At 61.4% G+C, this 22,657-nt stretch carries 28 protein-coding genes; 24 read left to right on the top strand and 4 right to left on the bottom strand.

Features of this window, described 5'->3' with window-relative positions; all coding sequences use genetic code 11:
* Positions 1-291 precede the first annotated feature (291 nt).
* From ACZK2R_RS14090 to ACZK2R_RS14040, 11 genes are all read left to right on the top strand, one after another.
* On the top strand, positions 292-690 hold the full coding sequence (locus tag ACZK2R_RS14090; protein ID WP_049406706.1) for a hypothetical protein: 399 nt from the start codon (positions 292-294) through the stop codon (positions 688-690).
* 323 nt (positions 691-1,013) lie between these two features.
* Positions 1,014-1,517, top strand: a complete 504-nt coding sequence (locus tag ACZK2R_RS14085) for a hypothetical protein (protein ID WP_049430704.1) — start codon at positions 1,014-1,016, stop codon at positions 1,515-1,517.
* A gap of 38 nt (positions 1,518-1,555) precedes the next feature.
* On the top strand, positions 1,556-1,777 hold the full coding sequence (locus ACZK2R_RS14080; protein ID WP_024956690.1) for a hypothetical protein: 222 nt from the start codon (positions 1,556-1,558) through the stop codon (positions 1,775-1,777).
* 13 nt (positions 1,778-1,790) lie between these two features.
* Positions 1,791-2,150, top strand: coding sequence for a hypothetical protein (locus tag ACZK2R_RS14075; RefSeq protein ID WP_133120053.1), 360 nt, complete (start codon positions 1,791-1,793; stop codon positions 2,148-2,150).
* Positions 2,143-2,631, top strand: a complete 489-nt coding sequence (locus ACZK2R_RS14070; protein WP_049430700.1) for a hypothetical protein — start codon at positions 2,143-2,145, stop codon at positions 2,629-2,631. The genes ACZK2R_RS14075 and ACZK2R_RS14070 overlap by 8 nt, the downstream gene beginning before the upstream one ends.
* A 356-nt stretch (positions 2,632-2,987) precedes the next feature.
* Positions 2,988-3,389: a hypothetical protein gene (locus ACZK2R_RS14065; RefSeq protein ID WP_049430698.1), complete on the top strand. Its 402-nt coding sequence runs from the start codon at positions 2,988-2,990 to the stop codon at positions 3,387-3,389.
* Positions 3,386-3,616, top strand: coding sequence for a hypothetical protein (locus ACZK2R_RS14060; RefSeq protein WP_143578693.1), 231 nt, complete (start codon positions 3,386-3,388; stop codon positions 3,614-3,616). Before ACZK2R_RS14065 ends, ACZK2R_RS14060 begins: the two co-directional genes overlap by 4 nt.
* A 12-nt stretch (positions 3,617-3,628) precedes the next feature.
* Positions 3,629-4,150, top strand: a complete 522-nt coding sequence (locus ACZK2R_RS14055; protein ID WP_164078560.1) for a hypothetical protein — start codon at positions 3,629-3,631, stop codon at positions 4,148-4,150.
* A gap of 797 nt (positions 4,151-4,947) precedes the next feature.
* Positions 4,948-5,388, top strand: a complete 441-nt coding sequence (locus tag ACZK2R_RS14050) for a DUF6573 family protein (RefSeq protein ID WP_231347414.1) — start codon at positions 4,948-4,950, stop codon at positions 5,386-5,388.
* A gap of 89 nt (positions 5,389-5,477) precedes the next feature.
* Positions 5,478-6,395: a hypothetical protein gene (locus tag ACZK2R_RS14045; protein WP_049430688.1), complete on the top strand. Its 918-nt coding sequence runs from the start codon at positions 5,478-5,480 to the stop codon at positions 6,393-6,395.
* Positions 6,392-7,153, top strand: coding sequence for an AbiU2 domain-containing protein (locus ACZK2R_RS14040; RefSeq protein WP_478487338.1), 762 nt, complete (start codon positions 6,392-6,394; stop codon positions 7,151-7,153). The genes ACZK2R_RS14045 and ACZK2R_RS14040 overlap by 4 nt, the downstream gene beginning before the upstream one ends.
* Before the next feature lie 161 nt (positions 7,154-7,314).
* Here ACZK2R_RS14040 and ACZK2R_RS14035 read toward each other — a convergent pair whose 3' ends face one another.
* Positions 7,315-8,871 (bottom strand): type 4 pilus major pilin, encoded by a 1,557-nt coding sequence (locus ACZK2R_RS14035; RefSeq protein ID WP_478488035.1) that lies wholly within the window; start codon positions 8,869-8,871, stop codon positions 7,315-7,317.
* Between the two features lie 395 nt (positions 8,872-9,266).
* Between ACZK2R_RS14035 and ACZK2R_RS14030 the strand changes: the two genes are divergently transcribed.
* The 5 genes from ACZK2R_RS14030 to ACZK2R_RS14010 all read left to right on the top strand — a co-directional run bounded on the left by ACZK2R_RS14030 (position 9,267) and on the right by ACZK2R_RS14010 (position 12,323).
* Entirely contained in the window at positions 9,267-9,440 is a 174-nt protein-coding gene (locus tag ACZK2R_RS14030; protein WP_478487336.1) for a hypothetical protein, read from the top strand.
* Between the two features lie 204 nt (positions 9,441-9,644).
* Entirely contained in the window at positions 9,645-9,896 is a 252-nt protein-coding gene (locus ACZK2R_RS14025; protein WP_478487334.1) for a hypothetical protein, read from the top strand.
* 113 nt (positions 9,897-10,009) lie between these two features.
* Entirely contained in the window at positions 10,010-10,606 is a 597-nt protein-coding gene (locus tag ACZK2R_RS14020; protein WP_024958779.1) for a ParA family protein, read from the top strand.
* 35 nt (positions 10,607-10,641) lie between these two features.
* Positions 10,642-11,211 carry a hypothetical protein gene (locus ACZK2R_RS14015; RefSeq protein WP_414611909.1) on the top strand — a complete coding sequence of 190 codons (570 nt, stop codon included), beginning with the start codon at positions 10,642-10,644 and terminating at the stop codon, positions 11,209-11,211.
* Between the two features lie 71 nt (positions 11,212-11,282).
* Positions 11,283-12,323, top strand: a complete 1,041-nt coding sequence (locus ACZK2R_RS14010) for a hypothetical protein (RefSeq protein WP_414611908.1) — start codon at positions 11,283-11,285, stop codon at positions 12,321-12,323.
* Between the two features lie 37 nt (positions 12,324-12,360).
* Here the strand turns inward: ACZK2R_RS14010 and ACZK2R_RS14005 are convergent, their stop codons facing one another.
* From ACZK2R_RS14005 to ACZK2R_RS13995, 3 genes are all read right to left on the bottom strand, one after another.
* On the bottom strand, positions 12,361-12,507 hold the full coding sequence (locus ACZK2R_RS14005) for a hypothetical protein (RefSeq protein WP_154583035.1): 147 nt from the start codon (positions 12,505-12,507) through the stop codon (positions 12,361-12,363).
* A gap of 119 nt (positions 12,508-12,626) precedes the next feature.
* Positions 12,627-13,523, bottom strand: coding sequence for an HNH endonuclease (locus tag ACZK2R_RS14000; protein ID WP_478487332.1), 897 nt, complete (start codon positions 13,521-13,523; stop codon positions 12,627-12,629).
* A 5-nt stretch (positions 13,524-13,528) separates the two neighbouring features.
* Positions 13,529-14,620: an HNH endonuclease gene (locus tag ACZK2R_RS13995; protein ID WP_478487330.1), complete on the bottom strand. Its 1,092-nt coding sequence runs from the start codon at positions 14,618-14,620 to the stop codon at positions 13,529-13,531.
* A gap of 765 nt (positions 14,621-15,385) precedes the next feature.
* Between ACZK2R_RS13995 and ACZK2R_RS13990 the strand changes: the two genes are divergently transcribed.
* From ACZK2R_RS13990 to ACZK2R_RS13955, 8 genes are all read left to right on the top strand, one after another.
* Positions 15,386-15,787, top strand: a complete 402-nt coding sequence (locus ACZK2R_RS13990) for a hypothetical protein (protein WP_414611905.1) — start codon at positions 15,386-15,388, stop codon at positions 15,785-15,787.
* 28 nt (positions 15,788-15,815) lie between these two features.
* Positions 15,816-16,451, top strand: a complete 636-nt coding sequence (locus ACZK2R_RS13985) for a hypothetical protein (RefSeq protein WP_478487329.1) — start codon at positions 15,816-15,818, stop codon at positions 16,449-16,451.
* 58 nt (positions 16,452-16,509) lie between these two features.
* A complete protein-coding gene (locus ACZK2R_RS13980) occupies positions 16,510-17,796 on the top strand; it encodes a hypothetical protein (RefSeq protein WP_478487327.1) in 1,287 nt (428 codons plus the stop codon).
* A 65-nt stretch (positions 17,797-17,861) separates the two neighbouring features.
* Positions 17,862-18,194, top strand: coding sequence for a hypothetical protein (locus ACZK2R_RS13975; protein WP_088475699.1), 333 nt, complete (start codon positions 17,862-17,864; stop codon positions 18,192-18,194).
* A gap of 23 nt (positions 18,195-18,217) precedes the next feature.
* A complete protein-coding gene (locus tag ACZK2R_RS13970) occupies positions 18,218-21,196 on the top strand; it encodes a TraM recognition domain-containing protein (protein ID WP_478487325.1) in 2,979 nt (992 codons plus the stop codon).
* An 86-nt stretch (positions 21,197-21,282) separates the two neighbouring features.
* Positions 21,283-21,807, top strand: a complete 525-nt coding sequence (locus ACZK2R_RS13965; RefSeq protein WP_180843109.1) for a hypothetical protein — start codon at positions 21,283-21,285, stop codon at positions 21,805-21,807.
* A gap of 137 nt (positions 21,808-21,944) precedes the next feature.
* Positions 21,945-22,148 carry a hypothetical protein gene (locus ACZK2R_RS13960; protein WP_180843108.1) on the top strand — a complete coding sequence of 68 codons (204 nt, stop codon included), beginning with the start codon at positions 21,945-21,947 and terminating at the stop codon, positions 22,146-22,148.
* A gap of 227 nt (positions 22,149-22,375) precedes the next feature.
* Positions 22,376-22,603, top strand: a complete 228-nt coding sequence (locus ACZK2R_RS13955) for a hypothetical protein (protein ID WP_005410158.1) — start codon at positions 22,376-22,378, stop codon at positions 22,601-22,603.
* Positions 22,604-22,657: the final 54 nt, after the last annotated feature.

The raw sequence follows: 22,657 nt of genomic DNA, 5'->3' as shown, positions 1-22,657 counted from the left end.
ATCAATCCATGTCCTTTGGGGCCCCCCGCGAGGGGGCTTTTTTTGTGCAAAAAACAAAGCCCAGAGCCACCGTCGGTCGCTTCGCGCCGGCTTCTGAAAAGCGGCGATGGAAGAAAGGCGTGTGACGCCTTCGGCGCGAGAAGTGATGTTAGGAAAAACTGCGGCCTTAGCTTCGCAGTTTTTGCTTTTAGTCAAAGTTTTGTCCGTTACAACCGTGGACAAATTTTCATGGTGATCTACCTTGGTTACATGGGAAGGCAATAGTGCCAACCGACAAACAAGGATCTCGCCATGAACCACACGATGCTCATCACAAACGACACCATCACCGTCAAGGAAGCCCACGAAGCTGCGCATGCCGCTGCCAACACTTTGTTTGACCAGTTGTCTGGGTATACCTATTCGACCGGCGCCGCGGGCTATCCCGCGTTCCAGTCTTCCGCAGAAGACGCATTGCTGGCTTTCCTGCTGAACCGCAATTGGGCAGAGTTGGGACGCGAAGACGACGAGCTGCTGGCTGAGCAAACCGTCTCTGTCAATGTGCAGCGTGAAGAGGACGGGCAGCTCCTCTATGAAGTGGGGTTCGACACCGAAGGGTCGGATTACGGCACCAATTGCAAGGTCAAAGACCTGGCGACGCTGGACGAATGGTTCGATGAAGAATGGATCGGCGTGGAGTGCGCGGAGTGAGACGTGCTGACAGGAACTGATCGTGCAAGATCAATCCATGTCCTTTAAGGTCCCCACCAGGGGGCCTTTTTTTTGTGCAGAGAAAAGCCCAGGGTTACTGCCGGTCGCCTCGCGCCGGCTTCTGTAAAAGCGGGGGTGGAAAAAGAGCAGATGACGCCTTCGGCGCGATAAGTGATGCTAGGAAAAAGTGCGGCCTCAGCATCGCAGTTTTAACTTTTAGTCAAGATTTTGTCCGCTGTAGCCGTGGACAAATCTCTAGGGCGATCTACCTTGAATTTGTGGATGGGCAATGGCGCCCTCCGAAAACCAGCAAGGAAATCAACATGAAAATTCATCACCTGGTCAGCGACGGAAACCAAGCGGTTGCCATCACGCAATCGGCATCGAGTGGTGGTGGTTACGCGCACCCGGTGAAGCTCTCCGCCATTCGCTTCAACGTGCAAGACGCTGAAGCGGCGCTTTGCGAGCTCAACAAGTCTGGCCACCGTCACGAGAAGGCGTTCGAAATGATCGAGCGTTGGGACGTCGATGCTCGCAACCAAGGGCCAAAGTCAAAGTTCGGCCAAACCCTTGCCGCCCTCGTGGACGAAGCGCAGGGTCACTTGAAGGGGCCGGTGATCTACGAAGCCAAAAGCATGGAGGAGGACACCGCGCGTGCGCTCAACGCCGCAGCGAAGCAAGCCAGGCTTTCGCAGGTCCTTCCTGCTGCAGGTGGTCCGAGCATTATCATCGGTGGGCAGGTGTGGAACCCGCGCCAACAGGTGCCGAACCAAGCGCCAGCTCCGGCGGACGCTCTGGAAGCTCCCCGTCAGCGCGTGCGTCTGTAACCGCCGATCACCCACCAGCAAAAATCAGGAGATTCGACATGAACGTTCAGATTGCGGAAGCCATGAACAAAGCCAAAGACGACGCGGACCGCTACGGAATCCTTGCAGGGTTCGCCTCCTGCAACCGGGCCCTGCTTGAGAAGGGGGCCGCGCAAGAACTGGTGGACGCCCTGTATTTCGCCGGCGCTGCGATCAACCGTTGGCGTGCCATCGCGGTGGTCCGAGAGGCGGCCGCCAAGCCGTTGGACGCGGCGTCCTAAGCCGGAGCGCGACGTGCTTCAACCTGTCCCTTCCCCAAAACTTGTCACCCTTCCGTCCTCCCGGGGCTACTCCCGTGATTTGGAGCGCTTGCAGGCGGCCGCCGCGCGCGCGCAGGTCACCCGAAACGAAGCCGTGCGCCAAGTGCTCGCCATGTATGCCGCCCACCCTTACGCACTGAGCAAGCGTCGGCTGGGTGGGGAGAGGGACGTGCGCCTGGCGTACCTTCCGCTGCAGCGCAGCGTCTTGGAGGCGGTGGAGCAGGGCGCGGTGAACGCGGGGATTTCAACCGCAGAAGCGGTGCGCCAGATCATCCGGGACTACGTCCAAGGACATCTGCTTCGGAACCAGGTTCGGGGCAGCCGCCATGGGTGACCGCCGCCCACCACCGCCAGGAAGTCCGAGCGCTGAGCTGATTCACGCGTGCGTCGAAGGAAGCCTTTTCGGCGCTCTACAGGCCCTGCAGCAGGGCGCCAACCCCAACGCGTGGCGCCTCAACGAAGGCCCCGCGCTCCATTCCGCACTTGCCTGGCCCCGCATCGTCGAAGCCCTCCTGCAAGCTGGTGCGCACCCTCAAGAGAGGAACCACTGGTGCGAGCGCCCGCTGGAAAAGCTGGCGGCGGACTACCAGCTGAGCGACGACGCCGACGAGCGCAGCCGACTTGAACAGACGGCGTTGCTGCTGTTGCGGCTGGGCGGCAACCCTCACCGGGGCAGCCCGTTCTGGAACACGCCATCGCTGAAGGCGGCGATGCCGCACGTGGTGGCCACGGTGGAAGCCGAACAACGCGCGGTCCACCTTGAGCAGGCATGGGCAGCCCGGGGAAGTGTCAGTGCAAAGCGGGCAAGGCTGTAGAGCCAACGGCGCAACGCCGCCACCGGTCGCTGCGCGCCGGCATCTGTAGAAGCAGCGGTGGAAAAGAGCAGGTGACGCCTTCGGCGCGAGAAGAGATGTTAGGAATAACTGCGGCCATAGCTCCGCAGTTTTTACTTTTAGTCAAGATTTTGTCCACTACAGCCGTGGACAAATTTCCAGGGCGATCTACCTTGGGATCAGGAAGAACGCAACGCTCTTTCCACCGACTGGAACCGCCGACATGACCATCTCCATCCTCGCCATGCTTGCACCCATCGTGCTTCCTCTGAGCATACTGCTCGGGGCTCGCATCGCTGCTTACATCGACAACTCCACTTGGGCCGTCTGAGGTTCGCATGAAGACAGTGACCTCAAAAGCTTCAGCGGCAATCGATGCCATCAATGCTGCTAAGCGGCAGTATATGAAGATCGGTGATCGGCAACTGGTGGTCGATTTCGCCCGAGCATGTATATCCAGGCAGCACCTCGATCCAATGATGAACGAGCAGCTGCAGCGTTTTGATCGCCTCGAGTGGCCTGGCAAATATTACGAAGCTGCTGAGTTGATGATGTTGTGGGTGCCCCAGTTGGACGATCGGTTGGTTCCTAGTGTCATGGATGATGTGAGATTTAAGGTCGAACAAGAAATGGAGATGCAGCGGAAGGTGTTTGATGCCGTGATCGGGCATTTCAAGGCGACAGGTGAGACGCTTTCCGGCGTAGGAGTTCACGCTTTAGGCGGCAGGTGGAATCCATGAGTAAGCCTGTGCGCCATTTTTACTACGCCTACGAGCGCACGGACGGCGAGGTTTGCTACCTGCCGAAGCTTCTGCACGAAGGCATCCAGCGTTACCCCCACACCATCTGCCACTACCACCTGGTGCAATGGTTGGGGGTGTCAAAACTACTCAGTAAGGACGAATACAAACGGTTGGCGTGGCTGGGCGCGAACCGGCCGATGGTCAGGCAGGCTGATGTTGCTTAGACATTCAGCTGCATGGCGAATTTACTCCCCAATTTCAATCTGGACCCTATGAAAATTCTTCACATTGCAACAGATGGAAATCAGGTCTTCGCTATCGTTGAAGTAAGGGCGGTGTGCGAGGATCGCGGCATTCCAGTCTTCCTTTCCCTCATTCGTTTCGACTTGTCGAGAAGAGAGGAGGTGCTCAAGGAGCTTCTTAAGACCGGCTATCTATCTCTATCGAATGCGTGGGAGTTTGAGGAAAGGTTGGGGCGAGCCAGTCACCGATACGCACAGACGTTTGAGGTCCGTGCGAGCCATTTCGCCGACTATCGCTACCAAGGCTCTCGTTCGCGCTACGGCAAAGCGATGGCCGGCTTCGTTCATGACATGAGCTGGAACTTGAAGGATTCAGTCCTGCATGAAGTCAAGAGTGACCACACGTGTGATATCCGCGCCTTCACAGAGGAGGCCGCTCGTCGAGCACATCAAGCTCGCCTGGATGAAGTGCTTTCAGAGGGTGTGCAGTCCTCTCGGTCGCGCGTGCGCCTCTAATGCCGAGCAGACCGGAATACGTCTCACCGTCTGACACAGGGGAAGGGCAAAATGGCTCCATGACCCATGAAGCCCCTCCATCCACCCTTCGGGCCCCGGCCTACGGCCTGCTGCTCGCTCTGACCAATTGCCATTTCTGCCACGCCCCCACTCCCACCGCCGCGGTCTGGGTGCCCTCGTTCGAGGAGCACGACGACGAGGGGTTGGTGGATCAGGGGAGAGGGCGCTGTGTTGCGCTACATCGAGTGCATGGACGAGGGGGCCGCTGCGTTCGTTGCCGGGCACGCCCCTTGGCTTCGCTTCGCCACAACTCGAACGTCAGGGCAAACCTACCTGGCCCACCATTGCACCACCTGCGGGGCCTTTCAAGGGGACCACTTCGTGTTTTCGCCGGATGGTCCCTACTGGCCCCAAGACGATGTCCAACTTGCGTCTCTTCGCTTCATCCGAGGTTTGGGCCCGCTCACCGCTCAAGCCTGCGCGGGGCAGAGCGCGTGGATGGACCGGGTCCCTGTGACCTGCACCCAGGCCTGACGGCATTCCCAAGTTCAACCCTGAATCGGTGTGCCGCTCGCGGCACGCTGTGCAAGCCCCTTGCGCTCCGCGCGGCCCCAACGCCCAGCTTCTCCGGTCAAGGGACATTCCAGGGCCCGTGTCCTCGCTCCGCTGCGGGCCGCACCAGCCCTTCCATTTCCTCCCTTGACCGCGCCGAGCGCTGGGGCGGTGGGTTTTCCATTCCAGGACATCCGGACCGGATGCCCTGGACCGGGCCATTACTCACCAGCGAGGTGCGCTCCATGTTTGACGAATTCGACCTTATCCATTCCTACACCCGCGCCCAGGCGATCGAGGGCGGCGTCTTGGTGGACGTGTCCGATGTGGCCAAGGAAGCCGGCTTCAAGTTGCCCGTGGCCATCACCCGTGCTGCGTGGACGCGCTACGTCGAAGTGCCAGCGGGACTGGAGGTGCGTGGGCAGTCGGTGGACGGCCGGCTCTGGGACGTGCTTTTCATGCTCCACGTGGCCATCAAGCGGCAACAGGGCAACGGTTCGGAGATCCACTGCCAGCTCCACGTGGCTCTGCCCGATGCCGGCGACTGGTTGTCGAACGAAGCCCACCCGGAGGCCGGGTCTGGCCTGACGCGGACGACCCATCGCCTTGTCACCTTGAAAGCACTGTGTGGGCCCGGGGACGCCCTGGAGCCGGTGGTCACCATCATGCTGCCCAACGAGGATTGAGAAAGGAGGGTGCAGGACATCGGCCCCCCATCGTTTTCCCGTGCTGGTCCCGCCGCTACCATGGCGAGACGACAAGGGAGGAGTAGGGGATGGAAAAGTTCGATTGGTCGAAGGTGGAGTTTGCACGCACACCCTGGCGGAGCCGGGTTATCCCGGACGCGTTGCCCATCCTCATCCGGTGGGCGCAGGAGGGCGAAGCTCATTCCTACAGCGACCTGGCCCAAGAGCTGCACGACACCTTCGGACACGAGATCAAACCCCGCAAAGACCTCTACGGCACCGTCGCCGGGGGAGTGGCCCAGGCCCTGCAGTGGCTCAGCGAGCAGTGGAAGGAACCCATCCCGCCCCTCCACGCAATCGTCGTCAACAAGAACACGAAACACCCTGGCGAGGGTGCCATAACGATTTCGCCGGCCTACTTCGCGGGCAAGAAGTTGGACACCGAGGAAGAGCGCCGCGCGCACTTGCGAGAGGCGATGGAAGACGTTTTCACCTATCCCAATTGGGACCAGGTCGCCCGCGCTCTGGGAGCCACCATGCTGACCCCGTCCGCCGGGGCGGTTGAAGAGGTGGCAGCGGATGCGCCTCTTCCCCTTCCTAAAGTCCAGGAGGGTGGCAGGCCAGAAAGCGATGAGCACAAAGCGTTGAAGGCGTGGGTGGTCAGCCATCCCGAAGAGTTCGTGGACTTTGGGAGCTTCCCCGCGGGGAGCAACGAGAAGTTGTTGAGCTCGGGTGACCGACTGGACGCGCATTTCGATAACGGAAGACATCGTCTGGCGGTGGAAGTTAAAACCAGCAAGTGCTTGGAGGACGAGCTCCAGCGCGGCGTTTACCAAGCGGTGAAATACCGCGCCGTTCTTCGGGCCGAGCAGAAGGCGATCCGTCACGTGCCCAACGGGGAGGCGATCTTGGTCTGCACGCGTGCGCCCAACAAGGAAACCCGGGCGCTCATCAAGCGGCTGCAGGTGCGGTTCCAGCAAGTGCCGCTGGAGGCGGAGCAAGAATGAAGCCTGAGGAACTGGAGCAACGTATTCGCCAAATCGATGGATTCGTTCGGGTGCTCACGCAGGAGTGCCACATCCTCGACGAGCGCCGGCACATCCTGTCCCCACTCATTCAAGATCCCGAGATCCAGGCAGGGCTGAAAACCAAGCTGGACAAGACGCCGGGTGCCAATGCCTGGAACCACCTGGCGCCGCTTCTTGGACAAGACTTGGTGCGCGATCAGTCACGGCTTTTCCTCGACAACCATTGGCGGTCCGGAAGCCTGACGAACCTTTGGCGCAAGCTCCAGGCAGATCCCGCGATCAAGAGGCACTACCGAGAAGCCTACGGTCGAATGTTCGACCACTTCGACGACGAGCCTATCAGTGACCTGCCGCCCGAAAGCTCGGCTGTTTTCCAGGAGAAGTTCAGACAGAGCGATCGGGACGAAAATTACTCGCGCTTCGATAGTGGCTGGGAAAAGGTCTCCAATGAAATGGTGAGCCTTACGGCTGATCCCGTGGCAGCGAAGATCAAGACCTTGCGGGACAAGCACCATGCCCACCTGGAAATGCGAAAGTTGGACGAGGAGCCCGGCGCCTTTGACATCAACACGCTTGGGTTGACGTTCAATGAGGTCTTGGCTTTCGGTGATCGTCGCCAAGCCACCGTGGCAGAGCTGGGGCTGCTCTTGACCGGAACCAGTTGGGATCCACAGCAATACGCATCGGTTCACGAAGCTCAGGGCAAGGCGATGTGGAAAACCTTGGCTGGGGTTTGACTTCGAGGCACAACAGCGAAGAGCCCAGAAGCCGCCGCAGGTGGCCAAGCCACCTGCCTTCTGAAAAGCACGCTTGGTGCGAGGGCATTGCCTCCGGTCGGTTTTGGAGATCCGAAGCTTTGCCACTTCGAACGTGAGGGATGCCCCCGCCTTCTTTGCCGTCAGGGGCACTTGAACTCAAAGCCCACCCAGTCGCTCGCTCCCAGGTCTTGCCAGTAGAACCGTGCGCCTGGACCCACGACGCTGCACGAGCAAGCCGCCGGCCAAACCGCGGTGCCTGGGTGGTTGACGAAGCCGTAACCTGGCATCGGAGTTAAGTTGGCACGCAGCGCGTAGACACAGGCTTCCAAAGCCGGTGTTGGGCGGGTCACGCCAGGTGGCTCTGGCGTAAACGTGGGGGTGTCGTTCGTTTCGTATTGCCAAGTGCATGCCAACGAGGTGGCTTGAAGCTCGGCCAGGGTCCGGGGAGCGTTGCAGAAGATCGCCCAGCCGTAGTGCCCTCCGTCTCCCCACGAATGCCAAGATCGCCCGGTGTATTCGGGAAACGTCGGAGGTGGTGCGTTGGGGGTGCATGTATTGGCCTCGTTGCGACGAACCCCAGTCTCCGCCCAATTTGTCCAAGTGGTGAACGTCGGGCTGGGCAGCGACCACGTGGTGGCCGGGCAGCTGTATGTCCCGGTCCTCGTCCGCCGCTGCTCGGCCTGCCACGTGTGCGATCCACTCTGGCCCGCCGGGCAAGCGGCCGCGGTGGTGACCCACTGGGTTTCGGCTTGTGGGAAAGGCGCTGGGCACGCCGCGCAGGTGGTGTTGGTTTGGGTCCATGTGTTCCACGAACCGGTGCCCGTGCACGAGAAGGTCCGCTGCTGCCCAATCGCGCCAAACTGACCTGCAGGGCATCCCACGTTGCGCGTCTCGGGAGCAGGGCACGGCCCGCAGGTGCTGCTGGTCGTGGTCCAACTGCCGGCCGTTGTGGACCCAGCCCACGCCTCATAAACGCTCGGGTCGGGTCCGCAGTGGTGACGGCGGTTCTGGAACACCTGGCCCACTTGGCCCATTGGGCAGTTGATCGTTCGGTTCTCGCTCCACTCTTGGCACGGCGTCGTGGTGCTGATCGGCGGCGGCGTGACCGGCGGTGAAGTGGGCGGAGCCGGAGGCGTCACGCTCACCGGGGGAGCGGGCGGCGTGACCGGTGGGGGTGTAGCAGGTGGGGCGCTAGCCGGCGGGGCGGATGGTGGCGACATCGGCGTGGAAGGCGCGACCGGCCCCACGGGCCCTACTGGGGTTCCCACGGGTGGAGAAACGGGAGGCGTGACCGAGGGCGTGGCGGGCGGCAATACCAGCGGCGATCCGGTCCATTCGCCCCCCAACGACCCGTTGTGGTAGACGAAGACCACGCGCGATTTGTCCGCACACGTGCGGCCCAGCAATCCCACGTCGAGCTGGCCGCCCGTGTTTCGAATCACCGAAACGTCCGACACCTGGGCGTCCCACACCCCGCCCGCGTTGGCCGCGACCAGGTCCACGCACGCTTGGCGAGGAAGGCCGGCGTAGCTGACGGAGAACGAATCACCGAAGCGTTCGACGGTGTAGGGTTGGACGTTTACCGCGCCGCCCCAAGCGTTGGTCAAGACGCTTTCCCCGACGCCGAGTTGGGATTCAGGGGCCAAGCCATCGACCACCACGGCCGAGGTGCTCACCCCGCGGAACGTCCCCACCATCCCAAAACTGCTCTCGATACGTCGGGACAGCTCGCGCAAATTGCGCGTTTCGCTGGCCACCTTGGCCTTTGCATCGACCTGGCCGAAGAACAGGAACATCGCGCCCGTTGCGGCGGTCACAAGCCCAGCGCCAGCAAGGCCTCGGTGAGGGTGAAGCCCAGCGCGCTGCGCACGCCTTTGGACAGGCGGGTGAGGGTGGGCGAACAGCGGGGGCGGATCGTGTGCGTCATGCATTCAGCATGCGATGCACCTTGGCTTCCGCAAGCCCCTGTTTTTAGTCAAAAAAAGTTGGATTTTCCATCTTGACATTGCTCGGTGGTCTGGTTGCATGGGATCAAGGGAGTGGGGCGACCTACTCACGAAATCCGTTCTAAACAACCCATGAGACCGCCGCCATGATTGAAAGCCCCACCCGCTCGGCCCGCCCCATTGCTGGCCTTCCCTTCGCGCACATCCCACCCACGGCTCCCGCGTTCCTGCCCGAAGGCAAGCTTCGCCGGCAAGCCCGCCTGGCGCGCGAGCAACGCCACTTCGAGCGCCAACTGCGCAAGGTGTTGCAATGGAAATGACCGCCGATCGGCTTGCTCAACGGCTTTTGGATGCCATCGAACACCGCAACCCTTGGGCGCTTGAAGAAGCCATCGCGGTTGTCCGCGAGGCACGACTGAAGGCGTGGAGGGGCTTGACGGCTTTCCCGTCCTTGGATCACCCGGTGGGGCCAAACGGGGTGACCGCGTTCCACGTGGCCTGCATGGCATGGCACGTGAACCTGGATGACCCCGCGCAAGCGGCATTGCTACGACAGGATGGCCGGAATGCTGGCCGAAGCAGGGGCGGACGTGTTTGCGGAGTTCGGCCCGGCAAAGCAACGCTGGACGATCATTGAAGCACTGCATGGCGCTGCGCCACCGTCTGTCAAAGCATGGATGGCCTCTCAGCCGTTCGATCTGCATTGCTCTGCGTCAAACACCGCCCACACCATTCGGTGGGACAGCAGTCGTCCAGTCGCCTCTCTGGAAGAATAGAAAAGAATCCAAGGGCTGAACGGCCCGAAAGGGTTGCAAAAACATGCACTTGCGCCATGGCGGCGTCGGGGTAGATTCGGGGGAACCCCTATCTACTCACGAAAGGATGTCCTATGCGACTGTGCAACTTCTCACTCAAGGGTGGCGTCGGCCGCACGACGCTGGCCCTGAATCTAGCCGGGTGCTATGCCCGTGACCCCAGCCTGCGTGTGCTGGTCAATGACCGGGACCCCCAAGGCGGGGCCTGCGCGTTTGCCTCACTGTCGGACGAAACACCGTTCAGTGTCGGGCGCTCGCGCTCCCCGGGCTTCGACGTGGAGATCACCGACACCCCGCCGCGTCTGCCGGACAACGAGGTGATTCCCGAGGCGGACCTCTACCTGGTGCCAACGTTGCTCGACGGGGCCAGCTTCCTCATCTTCCTGCGAACCGTGGATGTTCTTGAAAAGAAGGGAAAGCGTTACCTGCCCATCGCCAACCGGGCCAACGAGAAGCGGGCAGCCCATCGCCGCCGCCTAGAGCACCCCAAGATGTCGGGCGCCGTCCTGGTGCGGGACCGAGCGTTGTTTGCGGACTGCTACGAGGAGGGAAAGACCGTGTTCGACGCCAACGGCCGCTGGGCCCGGGTGGCCCAGGAGGAGATCCACGCCCTGGCTGTCCGGGTGCGCGATACCTTGGCCGCTGGTGCAGGCCGGAGGGCTGCGGCATGATGGAGCTTCCTTTGATTTCCCTCCCAGACCTACCCATGGCCACTCGCAAAGCTCCTGCCAAGAAGGCTGCCACGAAGAAGGCCGTCAAGCGCACCTTGGATGACGTCAAGGACGTGACCCATGCCAAGCCCCGCCGGGCCAGCAAAGCGGCAAGCGTTCCGATTGCCCGCATCCCGGGGCACCTGTTGCTGGGGCCGGGCGACTACCCGGAGCGCAAATCCTATTTTGACTACGACGACAGCCAGAAGGCGGGAAGCGTGGGAGGCAAGCGGGTTCACATGGTCATGCCCCGATCGGTCACCCTCCACGACTACCGACGGAGGGAGGACGGGCTGCGCCACCACCGGGCCATGGTGACTATCCCGCCAAAGCTCCGCGAGAACATCGCCAAGCTGTTCGGCTTTGACGATTCGGAGGACGCCGGCAGTGAAGTCGCGTTGACCACCGCCATGGTGGCGTTGGCCGACTACGCGGCCGCGTCACTCATCCAGGACAAGACGCTGTTGATCGTGAGCTCGCCGGTGGACGAGCACGCGGAGGACCGCAAGGCGGCCCGAGTGGCGGTGCGGAACTTGGGGATGAGCAGGAACGGGAAGATTTACTGAGCGTGGCACTTGGCCCTCTGACTGCTGATCAAGAGAACGCCATTTGGGCCAAGACCTGGCGCGTCCCAGGCATGACGGCTCAACCGCTGACCGGTTGGCTGCTTCACTCGACGGGAATCTGGGCAGACAAGCGCACGCTTTCCGATCGGTTAATCAAGATTTTTAAGGTGTCCGCCAAAACTTGGGAGGCTGGGATTCCGCGCAGGCCTAAGAAGCGGCAGCAGGTCTGTGATGGCCTGGTTGCTTACGTCCGGCAAAGCCACGCTGAGCTGATGCCGGAGTGTGCGGAGCGCCAAGCCCGTGCGATGGAGCGAGGTGCACGCGCTCTGTCCGAACATCCAACGCTCCCCCCGTGTAACTTCTTCCACCACACGCTTGGTATCGCAGGCGGAGATAGGCTGGAAGCACTGGCGGCTGCATTCGACGAGGTTTCCGCCGACGTCCTGCATGGGCGGTTGTCCAGGGAGAGTATGTCAGCGGCCGTGGTCAACGCGGCAGCAGAAGTGGTTGGACTACCCGCGGGAGCTATGCAGCCGGATAGCCGGCTGGATCCAAGCATGGATGCGTTGCTCCTGCTATTGGCTCAGATGGATCACGACCTCACCACTCCTCTGATGGCTAACGCGGGTGAGATCAACAGCTTGGTGGCACTGTTGATTGATGCGCCTGGGAGTGGGGCGAGGAAGCGGGTTCAGCACCGACTTTTGGACATCTATTACGCCCTGGCGCTTGCTGCGGCCGGGCGTGACCTGCCAGAGAGCTTGCCGAAGGTCCGAGAGATTGAGGACGTGCTCATGGGCGGCCCGCCCGAATCCGGTGGCCAGTCCTGGGTGGTGCGTTGGCGCAATGGAACCAAGGCGCTTCGAGAAGAGGACGTGCTATCGGTGATCGCGCACGTCGGACACGTTTCGGGGAAAGACGTGTCATGGACCATGCGACGTCTCTATGTCGCCGCCCAAGCGTGGGGGAGGGTGGAAGAGCAGGGTGCGGAGGCGGTGAAGCTGGCCGGTGAGCGCTACAACCAATGGTGGAATGCTCTGTGCAATCAGGGGCGGGTGAAGACCCCGTGGGTCCAGCCCTACTGGTCCCAGTTTTCGACACGCAAAAGATGAAGCGGCTCCCCTCACCGGGAGGCGAAGCCGCCATGGCTCACTTGCCGTTCCGCTTTGCAACCACTGAAGCTGCTTTGGCCTTGAACGCCCGTTGTTGAGGGGAGGGGCTGGGTTGGCGGTCCACCGCGCTTTGGATACGTCGCTGGGCAGCCTGGGTCATTGGGGTCTTCTTGCTGTTGCTCATCGTGTTGTCCTTCCAAGAGATCGGGGTGAGCGGTCAGCCTAGAAGTGAGACGCGGGTAAGGTGGTTAGAAATCTTGGGAATTTGATGAGCTCTTGAGACAGCTGGGACCAGTCAGGCGCTTACATCGGTAGGCGCGTGTTGCTCAACTTGGATGACTCGTGTTCAGTCAGCCTCCTTCGCAAGGCCTCCTTGGACATCTTGGCTGGGGCGTCCAACGTGAGCTCCTTTCCGTCCAACGAACGGTAGAACGGATCGTCCACCACGGCGCTGACGTAAACGACCAGGTCCGGACCGATGGTCAACAGGCCTGCATCGAACAGCGCGTGGATGTCCTTTCGTAGCAATAGACCGTTGTTCAGAGCGTTGGTGGAAGCTCCGTTGTAAGGGACGATGTGAGCGGCGTCGATGACGCTGGCCAGGGCGGTCCCGGTGACCATGCACACCGCTCCGTAGTGAGCGACTAGGCGTTTTCGAAACTCGGCCTGGCCCTCTCGGATCACCCGGAGGACCTGCTCCATTCGCTTCCCCTCTGCTGCGGCAGCATCAGGAGCGGGGGGCAGTGGCTTTTCCACCCTTAATCGCCCGCTCTCCTCAAGGACGCCCTGGAGGGCTTGGATCACATCGTGACTGAAAAGCTCTGATGCAGGGCGCAACTGAAGGTCAATCCCGGACCGGTGCCGGATGTGCGCCAACAGAAGTGCGGCGTCCTCCACATACTTGAGTTTCTTTTCGCGCATGCTCCAAAGTTGGTTCAGTTCGCCCAAGCTCAAGACCTTTAGCGCTGACCTAACATCACGGCTGCTCATCCGGAGGTGGCTCAGCCCTTTTTGCAGGTGTTGACGAACAAGGTATTCCTCCAGCTCCGGAGGGTTTCCATCTTCGTTATCGCGAATGGTGAACAGGCTGCTGAAAGGCTTGTTAAATTGCTCCTTCCACTTCTTCTTTCGCCGCTGAGGCTTCGACGGGCTCCGGTTAGCCTTACTGTCGCTTCCCTTGTCCTGATCCTTTTCGTCCATGTCGGTCAATTGGTTGTCTGAGCTTGCCTCAATGGTAAGGGATCCCTGGTGTCCGGGCGCCCCTTCGACTGGCGCTTGCGGGCTTTCAACCACGCCGCCGCCAGATCGTCCACGTCGGCCTGCAGCGCGGCCCGTTCCCCAGGCAGCCATGCCCTCAACGTCCCACTGGCCACCCCAGCGTCCCGGTTCGCTAAACGGCGCCGGGCATTGAGCCACTGTGCCTTGGTTTCCTCCTGATGAGTGGCTTGACGCTGTGTCCGCATGCGAACCGCGTTGGGCTTGTCGCTGTAAGTCCGGGCATGGTCTTTGCCTTGGCTAGGCCAGGGTGTTTCGTGCGCGCCCTGTCGCCGCCGGCGGATCTGGCTCAGGCTTGGATACCGGGCCATCCACCGATTCTCAAAGGTTTGATCGGGAGGGGGCGCTTCCACTTGGGGCAGGGGGATGACCAAGGCGTGGAGAGCGATCAGTTGCCACACCGCCGATTGAAAAACATCCTCGGTTAACCGGAAGGCCACCACGTCGGGATGTTCCAGCCGTTGGCCTTGGTGCATGTTGCGCAAGAGCGCGGCCAAGTCGTTTCGCGTCAGATCGGCACGGTGGGCCAGTGGCCACCCCAGCATCCAGCCGTCCGAATGCCTCTGGGCGTGCACGACGAACCGGGGGTGCATCCAGCGATCTTGGAGCTGGGCAAGGACGGTGGCTGGCTTGGCAAAGCGCCCCGCCTCGATCAGGTGGTTGTCGGAGCGCTGCAGGACAAACAGCCGGTCGGCCAGCAGGGCGTCCAGGGGTTCTGGTGGCAGCCGCTGGCTCAACTCGGGCCAGGCCAACAGGTCACGGGTGCCCCGCTCGGTGATGCAGCGCTTGCAAGCCATGCGCAGGTTCTCGGTGTCCCTTGGGCCGCCCTGGTTCAATGGAACGAGCGGCGAAAGCCCCCACGAATGACGATGGTCCACGTTCAAAGGGGCGGTGCAGAAAGCACACGCGGGGTTCTCAGAACGGCGGGCCACGTCCAGCGCCCAGCGTGGGGTGGCAGGCCCACGGGCGGCATGGAAGGCCAGCACGCGGCGGGCGAACGCGTCCACGTCAGCGGCGGTCATGGGGACACTCCTGGAACGAAAGCAGGTGGATCATTGATATGCCAATGGCGGTGAGTGACGGCCATGGCGCGCACCCACGTTTGACTAAAACGAAATGCGGTGAGGGCTTCGCGGTCTCCTTCCAAGATTCCATGGCTCCCCATTTGTGTTTCGGAGAACACGGTGTCGGTGTATCCAAGGGCACTGCACACGTTTGACTAAAGCCAACGTGGCTTGGGTGTCGTGGGGTGGTGCTGCGGGTGGGCGAGGGCATCCTGTCTTGGGGGTTCGGGGGAATGGGGAACGGTGGGCTGGAAAACTCCGCACGGATTCCCGAGGTGGGGCATCGGTTGGCGTGAGGGGTGGAAGAGCGGGAGCGTTGTGTGGGCATGGCGTGGGCGGTGGTCCTGTGGGGCGAGGGGGCGTAGACCACCAATAGCGCACCTGGGGCAACACGCAAGGGGCCGCCGAGAAGCAACTGCAAGAGCCCAACGTGGGCGGCAGCAATGTCGGCAGTGGCAGAGAAGCAGGAGCCCGGACGGTTCCCTAGAGTCGTCATACACATGACGCACTGAAGTGGGAGTGCGTTTTTCGCCCAAGAATCGCTGTAACGCCAGCCGAAACCTCAATGCAATCAAGGCCTGACCATGTCACCACCGAATGGAGACAGTGTCAGTGCTTGTTAGCTCGTTTGGCCCATGTTTTTCAGGCTCCTGACGTGGGGCCTTGCCAACTCCGAGATTCGCGGTATCGGTGGAGTAATCCCGAAACGGAGTTACTCGACCGATGGCGTTCGTTCGTCAAAACGTAAACCTCGACCCTCGGCAACTGAAACTTGCTCAGCGGCTCGCCCGTGAATCGGGCAGCGCGTTCAGCGCCTACGTGCGAGAGGCGCTGGAGCGACACAACACCGCCACGTCAGTGGTGAGCGTGTTGGAGAACTCCAGCGCTCACTTGGAGCAGCTCATTGACGAGCTGCGGGAAGAGAACGCGCTGTTCCGGAGTGCGCTCCAGGAAGATCTGCGGCGGCTGCGAGACGAAACGAAGGCGGAGCAGGACCGCGCCATTCAGCGCTACGAAGAAGCGCTTCGCAAGGTCGTGACGGCGGCCCTCTCGCAACCCTCTCCCAAAGATCCTGGTGCGGCAAAGGTGCCCGCAACCGGACCCATGACTGCTCCACGCACCTAACTTTCCCCCACAGCAGGAGATCCATCCCATGAAACGTTTTTCCCTTCCTCTCACTCTCTGCCTGGCGGCGTTCATGCCGCTTCACGTTTCCGCCCAAGCCGCCCCTGACGAAGTGCACGCCGCGGCGGACCATGGCAAGCCCAAGGCCGACAAGAGGCGTCTGTTCAAGGCCGGTGGTATCGGTTGTGTGGCCGGCGGAGCCATCGCCTTGCTCACGGGCAAGAAAGACAAGGCCCTGGGCGCTTGCGCCGCGGGTGCTGCAGTGGGTGCTTCGGCGTCTTACGTGAACCAGCAGCGGGAACACGCCGAGCAGGCCGCCGACGCCGCCCGTGCGGCTGGCATGAAGGCCGAAGTGGTCACCAAGACTGAAACCGTGGAGGGCAAGCAGGAAGCCGTCCTGGATTCGTTGCGCTTGAACTACAACCCCACCGACATGAAGCGTTTGGACAGCGACACTCGGGCCTTCCTCGACAAGTTCGCGGGTCTGTTGAACAAGTCCAGCAACGGGTTGACGGTGGTGTTCCAAGGAGCCGACAAGGCCGCCTGCCAAGTGCCCATCGTGGAGCTGGCCAAGCGTGGTGCGCTGTCCAAGGTCACGGTGGACGACCGCTGCGGCAGCGGTGAGCCCGTGATCGTCGTTACCCCGGTGCCTGACGTCCGGTGATCTCGCGCCCGGGTGTCTGTCGATGCTCGGGCGTCCTTTCCCAATTCAAGGAGCCCACATGACCCCAGAAGAAAAGAACCAAATAATGCTGCAGCGCAAGCGCAAGGAGCTGCTTGAGCGTGCCAGGGCAACCCCGACCGCATCGCCCACCCAAGAAGAGCGGCTGGTTTCCGACGGCATGAAAGAGAACCTGAAAGCTGCCAGTCACTGGGCCGGAGTGATCAGCAGGCGCACTGCCGAGTTGACCCAGAAGGGCGTTGCTGCCGCTACAGAGAAGGCAAAGGAGGTCAAGGCGACCGTAGACGCCAAGCGGGCAAGAAGCGCAGAGGAGAAAGATCAGGCAACAGAAGCCAAGTCTGGCCTGACGGTCCAGCCGACAGAAGCCGAGTTGGCAGCCGAGGACCTAGTCGACGCATTGTCCGTCCATGAGCAAGCGGCAATTGCCGGTGAAGGTGAAGCACCCCTGGTCAACCTGTCGCAGCAGGACGTGACAGACGCCCTGTCCGTTCAATCAGAATCCGATTCTCTGCTATTCGAGGCTGCCGAGACACCTGCCAACCGAGGGGGCGCTTGGTCTCCGTCTGCATTCTTGGACGTGGCGAATGAGCTGGGCGTCCCTGACGCAAGGGTAACGAAGACTAGCTGGGGCGCCGTCGTGAATACGAAAGGCTTGCCGCCTCAAGAAGCTCAGGAGCTCATTCAAGCGGTTAAGGACGCTTTCTATGATGAGCTCGCAGGTCGTGCAACAGAAGCCGATGAAGAAGCCGAAGAGGTGTTTGAGGTTGACGAGGCATCAACGGCTCCCAGCGTCTTCACCGAGACGGCGGAGACTTTCTCCGCGGTTCCTGAAGGGTTCAGCACACCCCCGGAGGCCGCGTCAGTAGAGCAGCCGGTAACTCCCAGCCAGCCCAGCCCCCGCTCTCGTTGGCCCTGGGTCTTGGCTAGTGTGGTGGCGGTGGCATTGGTCGCGGGGGCGATCCACTTCTTGCTAGGGAAGAACGACCAGGCGCCGACGAGCACACCCGCTCCCGCGTCGCCGGTGGCCACTCCAGCCGCTCCCGAGCAGTTGCCCGAGGTGGTGGAAGTCCCCGTGGTCGCGCCCGCTCCAGCAGTGCTTTCAGAACAGGCCAAGCCAGAAGCCACGATCGAGAAACCCGCACCTGTCGCCGCTCCCCCGGTAACGACGACAGCGCCAATTGCGCCCCAGCCAATGCCTTCGCCGAAACGTGCGACCGCCCCGTTGCCGAAGAAGGCCCCCGCACCAGCCGCCGAGCCGAGGAACGACTGGCAGCAAAAAGCCAACGCAGACCTGGACGCCTGGGCGAAGAAGTCGGGGATCGATTGATCCCCCTTGCGCATCTGCGGATTTGATCTAGAAAGAAGTGACCTACTCACGAATAAGGGGGAAACATGTTCAAGTGGTTTTTCACGCAATACCGGGAACCCGGAAAACTTCACTTCGGCTCAAAGTGGCTGAACCTGCACGGGCGCTTGTTCCTCGGCAGCCCTGAATCGTTTGGCATGGGCCACCTGAGCGAAGGCGTCCGCCGCACCTTCTACTACTTGCGCGCCGATCGCAGGCCTCCGGTCAGAGACGACGCCGCGTATGACGCATGGACCAAGGATCGGCTCTACGCGAGCAAGGTTGAGCAGGTCGCAGAGCGCTGGGTGGCCAAAGCGGGCTTTCTGGCGTGCGCGCCGCTTTGCTTGGTGCTTGCCGTCTTGGCGCATTGGCTTCGTTGATCTGACAGGGGAGGGAGACAGAGATGGCAGCAATCAGTTTGTTCAACGTGCTTGACTGGACGAGCGGCCTGGGGCGCAAGTTCCGGCGGAAGAGCGGCGAGCCTTCGAACGTGAAGGAAGAAATCATCGTCAAATCCGCCGAGGAGTATGAAAACCTGGTGGGGCGCTTTGACGTGACTGATCGCGTCCGTAGTCGAGAGCTCGATGTGCCAGAGGCTGACCGGGATTTCGCGCTGGAGTGCGGCGCCGTCTGGGACGAGAACGCCCAAGTGTTCAAGGTGCCCGATGGACGCAGCGAGGACGAATTCCAGGAGTGGTGGCCGAAGGTTCCGGAAGATTTGCGTGACACCCAATCGCGGATCATCACGACGAAGCTTGGACGGCGTGCTGAGGGCTTCCTGCAGGGCAACGACATGGGGCAGGGCGGCGACAGCCTGGCCACTCCCTTGATGTATCTCGCCTTCCCCGTGATCGGCGTTCTGGCAACCTTCCTGGTGAGCCTCAACGGCTGGGCAGGCTGGGCAGCTCTGTTGCTGACCATTCCTTACTTCATTGCCCTCAAGCAAGGCGAGGGCATGAAGGAGTCGCTGAAAGCCCTGGTGCTGCTGCAATGGGTCCCGATGGCGCTTCAGTTCATGGTCGGCGACAGCAAGGGCGGCACCGAGGTGGCAATGCAAGCCGGTGGCATGGCTGTGTATGCCCAGATGGCCAAGACCTACCTGTGGTGGGCCTTTGGCTTGGTCGGCGTCCTGTTTGTGGTTTGCTTTGTGGCGGCGGCCTCGCACCCGCACCGGGGCGTCATTGGCGGGACAGCCGCGCGCTTCATTCAAGCGATGAAGTGGGCGGGCCTCATCTTTGCCGCCTTGGTTGTCGCCAAGGTCCTGCCGTTTGGCTTGGGCGAGGCGGCACCTTACGTGTTGGCCTGCATGTATGCGATGCAATACGCCGAAGGCAACTTTGTCCAAAACGCCGCCCGGCTCTACCTGCAGAACAACGACAACAACCTGGCTACCCAAGGGGCGTTGATCAACTCACACGTCAAGGCACGTGAACAGCAAGCCGAGGCGGCCCTGCGGGACAAGACCCCGCTGATCACCATTGGGCGCGCCACGGGACACCTTTCCGACAAGGGCTATGGCTACTCGCCCGACCTGGGCACCGTGATGATGTTCTCATGGCGCGATTGCCAGCAGGGCCTGCTCGTGTTCGGGGCCATCGGTTCGGGCAAATCCTATGCCGCACTGCGACCCATCGCTCGTCGGTTCCGTAAAGCCGCCTTGACAATGGCGTGTGTGGCTTCGGACCAAGGCGATGTAAGGGGGCGTTTGACGCGGCAGAAGCTGGCCGGCGGTGCTCTCATTGCCGACGGTAAAGACGGAGCAATCATCGCGGATCTGGAAGGGTTGTTCGATATCGTCGTCAAGCCTGGAATGCGCGTGGGGCCCTACGAAGGGTTGGCGCCCGATCAGATCGTCCGGGCATTGCGCGGTGCAGCCGGTGGGCGAGTGGACGAGAAATCCAAGCTTTGGACCGACGGTGGTGACGCGTTTCTCTACCACACCGGCATCATCCTTCGTGCGCTCGTGGATCACGAGATGGCTTACAGGTCCTGGTGCTCGGCCAAGCTGGAAGGGTTGGAGCGTGCACAGATGGACGCGGAGCTTGAGCTGGTCAAACAGCGCAAGCTTGGCGAGGACGGGGCCGAGACTGAGGCATTGCTCGAGCGGATTGCCGAGCAGATCGCCATCCATCGAATCCCGGTGAGCGACGACAGGCAATGGCATTACACGCCGTTCCACCACACCAAGTTGTTGTCCATTGTGGAACGCGTGATTCCCGGCAGCCCCGCGCCTCGTGCCAATGCAAAGCTGATGGAGGTGGTGAAATACTTGGGCCTGGAAGAGGCGGACACGAGCCATGACGAAGAGGGGCGGCTGGCCTACGCGGCCTACCTGCAACAGCACCGCCTTCGTCAAGAGAGCGCTCCGCAGACCATCCACCCGGATCTCTTCCGTCCCATGTCTCAACTGCAGAGCTCGCTGGAATGGGCGTTCCTGGAGATTCCCGCGATGCATCCGGAACAGAGGCAATCGTTCACGCTCAACTCACGAGGGCTGCTGGAGAAGCTCTTGCGAGGCGAAAAACTGCGTGACATCAAGACGGACATGCCTTGGCATTCGATTGAGACGGGCGAGGTGGACGTGTCCGACGCGCTCTATGGAGCCATGGTAGGCCTCTTCTTGCCCCCGACCCAATTCGGTGAAGCGGGTGAAATGATGATGCGCCTGCTCAAACAGCGGGTCATGAACGGAATCAAGGCGCGTGGTGCATTCGGCGACAAGTGGCGCGAAGCGTTGCCTGGGCAAACCGAGGTGATGTTGATGATGGACGAGGCCCACCTGTTGTTGACGGCCGATGACATCAACCTGTTCTCCGTTTCGCGCTCGCTGGGGTTGATGCCCGTGCTTGCAACCCAAGGGTTTGAAAGCTTGGTCAACGCCTTTGGGTCAGTCAACGAGGCAGAGCTGATGGCCAACACGATGCAATCGGTGATCGCGCTGAAGTGCTCGCACAACACCCACGAATACCTGGAAAAGCGGTTCGGACAGGCAACGTTGACCACGTTCAAGCAGCGCACCCGGGGCATCGACTACCAAGGCGGCATGAACAATTGGCGCCACTCTGTGCTCAACGACCCGGACCATGCCTACGCGTCCGCCTACGACAAGATGCGCATGGAAGGGGCCGGGCGATTGACGGCCTCGCGCATCGACGCCGTGACGGGCCGCCGCTGGCGGATTGGATCGGAGGACACGCTGGGCCAAGACGAGATCGCGCGCGACATCGACATGCCCACCGGGGGCAAGCGCGAGGTGCAGCCGCTCTTCCTGCAGGAAGAATACTCCGCTCTTCTTGAGCCCCGCGGTCACGCCATCGTGGCGCTGAGCCGTGCCGGCATCAAGCGATTCGACTTGGCGGAGCTGCTGCCCGACGCGGATTGATGCGGATAGGCGAGGGGGTTCGCCCCCTTGCCAAACCTGCGGATTGATCAACGATGAACCTATTCACCCCAGCGGAGGAAACAAACATGAGCAACACCCTTTCCCAACCCATCGAAGAAATGACCGAGCTGCGAGCACTCCAGGCGCAGCGCAACGAGCGGCTTCTGGGCGATCGCCCACCGCCCCAGAAGGACAGCGCGGCGCGGGCAGACTTCGAGCAGAACGTGGCCCAAGACCAAGACGCCATCGAGCAACGCCGACAGCGCGTTCTGGATTGGGCAGAGAAGGCCTCGCCCGATCAGATCGCCGCGCTCCAGGCAAAGATCCAGGAGGCCGACAAAGCGGTTCGTGATGCAAAGCCGGGCGACAAGCACGAGCAGGTGGTTCATGCGACCGTTGCACAGTGGCGGCAGCAACGCGGGGCCCAGCGGGAGGAGACCCCTCCCATGTTGACCCGTGAGCAGCGGATGGAGAACGGACCTGGGCGCCTGGGATACGCCGATTACGCCCGCAGTTCGTTGAAGGAGGCGGCTTTCATGAAGGACTACGCTGCCAATTACGATTGGGAGAAGCACCAGAAGCAGGCCCAACCGAACGTCTTCCGACAGTAATCTTTCACCGATGTTCAAATCTGCCCGGTTCTTCGCAGAATCGGGCATTTTTGCGTCTTGACGTCCAGTTTGATGGTGCTTTACTGGTTTTGTAAAGAGTAGGTAGACCTACTCATAAAACCAAAAGGAGAGCCGCCATGTCCACGTTGTTCAATGCCCTCAAAGACTTCGCTTTCGAAAACGCGGTTCCACTGCTGACCAGCTTGTTCCTGCTGACCGCGGCCTTCGCAGCGGCTGTTCTCGTCTACCCCCCGGCCGTTCCGGTTCTGCTCAAGGTAATGGCCATAGCGGCGGTGGGCTTTGTGACCATCGGGGTGGTGGTCCAGAGTTCCTTCCGGTGAGCAGCCGGCGCTGGCTCAGGCTGCGCGCGAGGTGCAGGAAGCGTTGGCGCCGGTTTGACTGGGAGGGGTTTGATTTCTGGTTCTATCCCGCGCTGATTCTCTACATGCTGGTTTGGATCGTCTTTGGCCCACCCGACAGCGTTTAACGCGTTAGCCCATTAGTTCACCAGCGATCGAGCTGGACCTTTCCGATGAGGCACATCGGCTTACCACAGCAGGAGGACCAGATGAATATCAATAACACCAACTTCCACCGTTTTCCCGACGTTGCTCCCGAGCATTTGAGTTCTTTCGCCTTGGTCGGCGGGTATGTGGATTCCCAGGTTTTGGCTGGAAGAAGCTTGGACAATGTGCTTCAGGAACTGGACAGCAGTAGCCCAGGGCAGAAGCTCTGGCATGACACTGAGATTCTTCGGCATTTCAGTGTTGCGGTGGCTACTCGCCTCAACAGCTAACACGTTCTCTTGACGGTCGCGGATTCGGCTTTACAACAATAGAGATGGACATCC

This window comes from Stenotrophomonas sp. 96582_Sma (assembly GCF_056480905.1).
Note: the sequence above shows the minus strand (reverse complement) of the source record. Positions and strands in the feature narration are given on the sequence as shown.

Bases quoted from the DNA above. Each gene is read 5' to 3' on its own strand.
- ACZK2R_RS14090 (WP_049406706.1), top strand. From the start codon at position 292: ATGAACCACACGATGCTCATCACAAACGACACCATCACCGTCAAGGAA.
- ACZK2R_RS14085 (WP_049430704.1), top strand. From the start codon at position 1,014: ATGAAAATTCATCACCTGGTCAGCGACGGAAACCAAGCGGTTGCCATC.
- ACZK2R_RS14080 (WP_024956690.1), top strand. From the start codon at position 1,556: ATGAACGTTCAGATTGCGGAAGCCATGAACAAAGCCAAAGACGACGCG.
- ACZK2R_RS14070 (WP_049430700.1), top strand. From the start codon at position 2,143: ATGGGTGACCGCCGCCCACCACCGCCAGGAAGTCCGAGCGCTGAGCTG.
- ACZK2R_RS14065 (WP_049430698.1), top strand. From the start codon at position 2,988: ATGAAGACAGTGACCTCAAAAGCTTCAGCGGCAATCGATGCCATCAAT.
- ACZK2R_RS14060 (WP_143578693.1), top strand. From the start codon at position 3,386: ATGAGTAAGCCTGTGCGCCATTTTTACTACGCCTACGAGCGCACGGAC.
- ACZK2R_RS14055 (WP_164078560.1), top strand. From the start codon at position 3,629: ATGGCGAATTTACTCCCCAATTTCAATCTGGACCCTATGAAAATTCTT.
- ACZK2R_RS14050 (WP_231347414.1), top strand. From the start codon at position 4,948: ATGTTTGACGAATTCGACCTTATCCATTCCTACACCCGCGCCCAGGCG.
- ACZK2R_RS14045 (WP_049430688.1), top strand. From the start codon at position 5,478: ATGGAAAAGTTCGATTGGTCGAAGGTGGAGTTTGCACGCACACCCTGG.
- ACZK2R_RS14040 (WP_478487338.1), top strand. From the start codon at position 6,392: ATGAAGCCTGAGGAACTGGAGCAACGTATTCGCCAAATCGATGGATTC.
- ACZK2R_RS14035 (WP_478488035.1), bottom strand. From the start codon at position 8,871: ATGGTGGGGACGTTCCGCGGGGTGAGCACCTCGGCCGTGGTGGTCGAT.
- ACZK2R_RS14030 (WP_478487336.1), top strand. From the start codon at position 9,267: ATGATTGAAAGCCCCACCCGCTCGGCCCGCCCCATTGCTGGCCTTCCC.
- ACZK2R_RS14025 (WP_478487334.1), top strand. From the start codon at position 9,645: ATGACCCCGCGCAAGCGGCATTGCTACGACAGGATGGCCGGAATGCTG.
- ACZK2R_RS14020 (WP_024958779.1), top strand. From the start codon at position 10,010: ATGCGACTGTGCAACTTCTCACTCAAGGGTGGCGTCGGCCGCACGACG.
- ACZK2R_RS14015 (WP_414611909.1), top strand. From the start codon at position 10,642: ATGGCCACTCGCAAAGCTCCTGCCAAGAAGGCTGCCACGAAGAAGGCC.
- ACZK2R_RS14010 (WP_414611908.1), top strand. From the start codon at position 11,283: ATGACGGCTCAACCGCTGACCGGTTGGCTGCTTCACTCGACGGGAATC.
- ACZK2R_RS14005 (WP_154583035.1), bottom strand. From the start codon at position 12,507: ATGAGCAACAGCAAGAAGACCCCAATGACCCAGGCTGCCCAGCGACGT.
- ACZK2R_RS14000 (WP_478487332.1), bottom strand. From the start codon at position 13,523: ATGGACGAAAAGGATCAGGACAAGGGAAGCGACAGTAAGGCTAACCGG.
- ACZK2R_RS13995 (WP_478487330.1), bottom strand. From the start codon at position 14,620: ATGACCGCCGCTGACGTGGACGCGTTCGCCCGCCGCGTGCTGGCCTTC.
- ACZK2R_RS13990 (WP_414611905.1), top strand. From the start codon at position 15,386: ATGGCGTTCGTTCGTCAAAACGTAAACCTCGACCCTCGGCAACTGAAA.
- ACZK2R_RS13985 (WP_478487329.1), top strand. From the start codon at position 15,816: ATGAAACGTTTTTCCCTTCCTCTCACTCTCTGCCTGGCGGCGTTCATG.
- ACZK2R_RS13980 (WP_478487327.1), top strand. From the start codon at position 16,510: ATGACCCCAGAAGAAAAGAACCAAATAATGCTGCAGCGCAAGCGCAAG.
- ACZK2R_RS13975 (WP_088475699.1), top strand. From the start codon at position 17,862: ATGTTCAAGTGGTTTTTCACGCAATACCGGGAACCCGGAAAACTTCAC.
- ACZK2R_RS13970 (WP_478487325.1), top strand. From the start codon at position 18,218: ATGGCAGCAATCAGTTTGTTCAACGTGCTTGACTGGACGAGCGGCCTG.
- ACZK2R_RS13965 (WP_180843109.1), top strand. From the start codon at position 21,283: ATGAGCAACACCCTTTCCCAACCCATCGAAGAAATGACCGAGCTGCGA.
- ACZK2R_RS13960 (WP_180843108.1), top strand. From the start codon at position 21,945: ATGTCCACGTTGTTCAATGCCCTCAAAGACTTCGCTTTCGAAAACGCG.
- ACZK2R_RS13955 (WP_005410158.1), top strand. From the start codon at position 22,376: ATGAATATCAATAACACCAACTTCCACCGTTTTCCCGACGTTGCTCCC.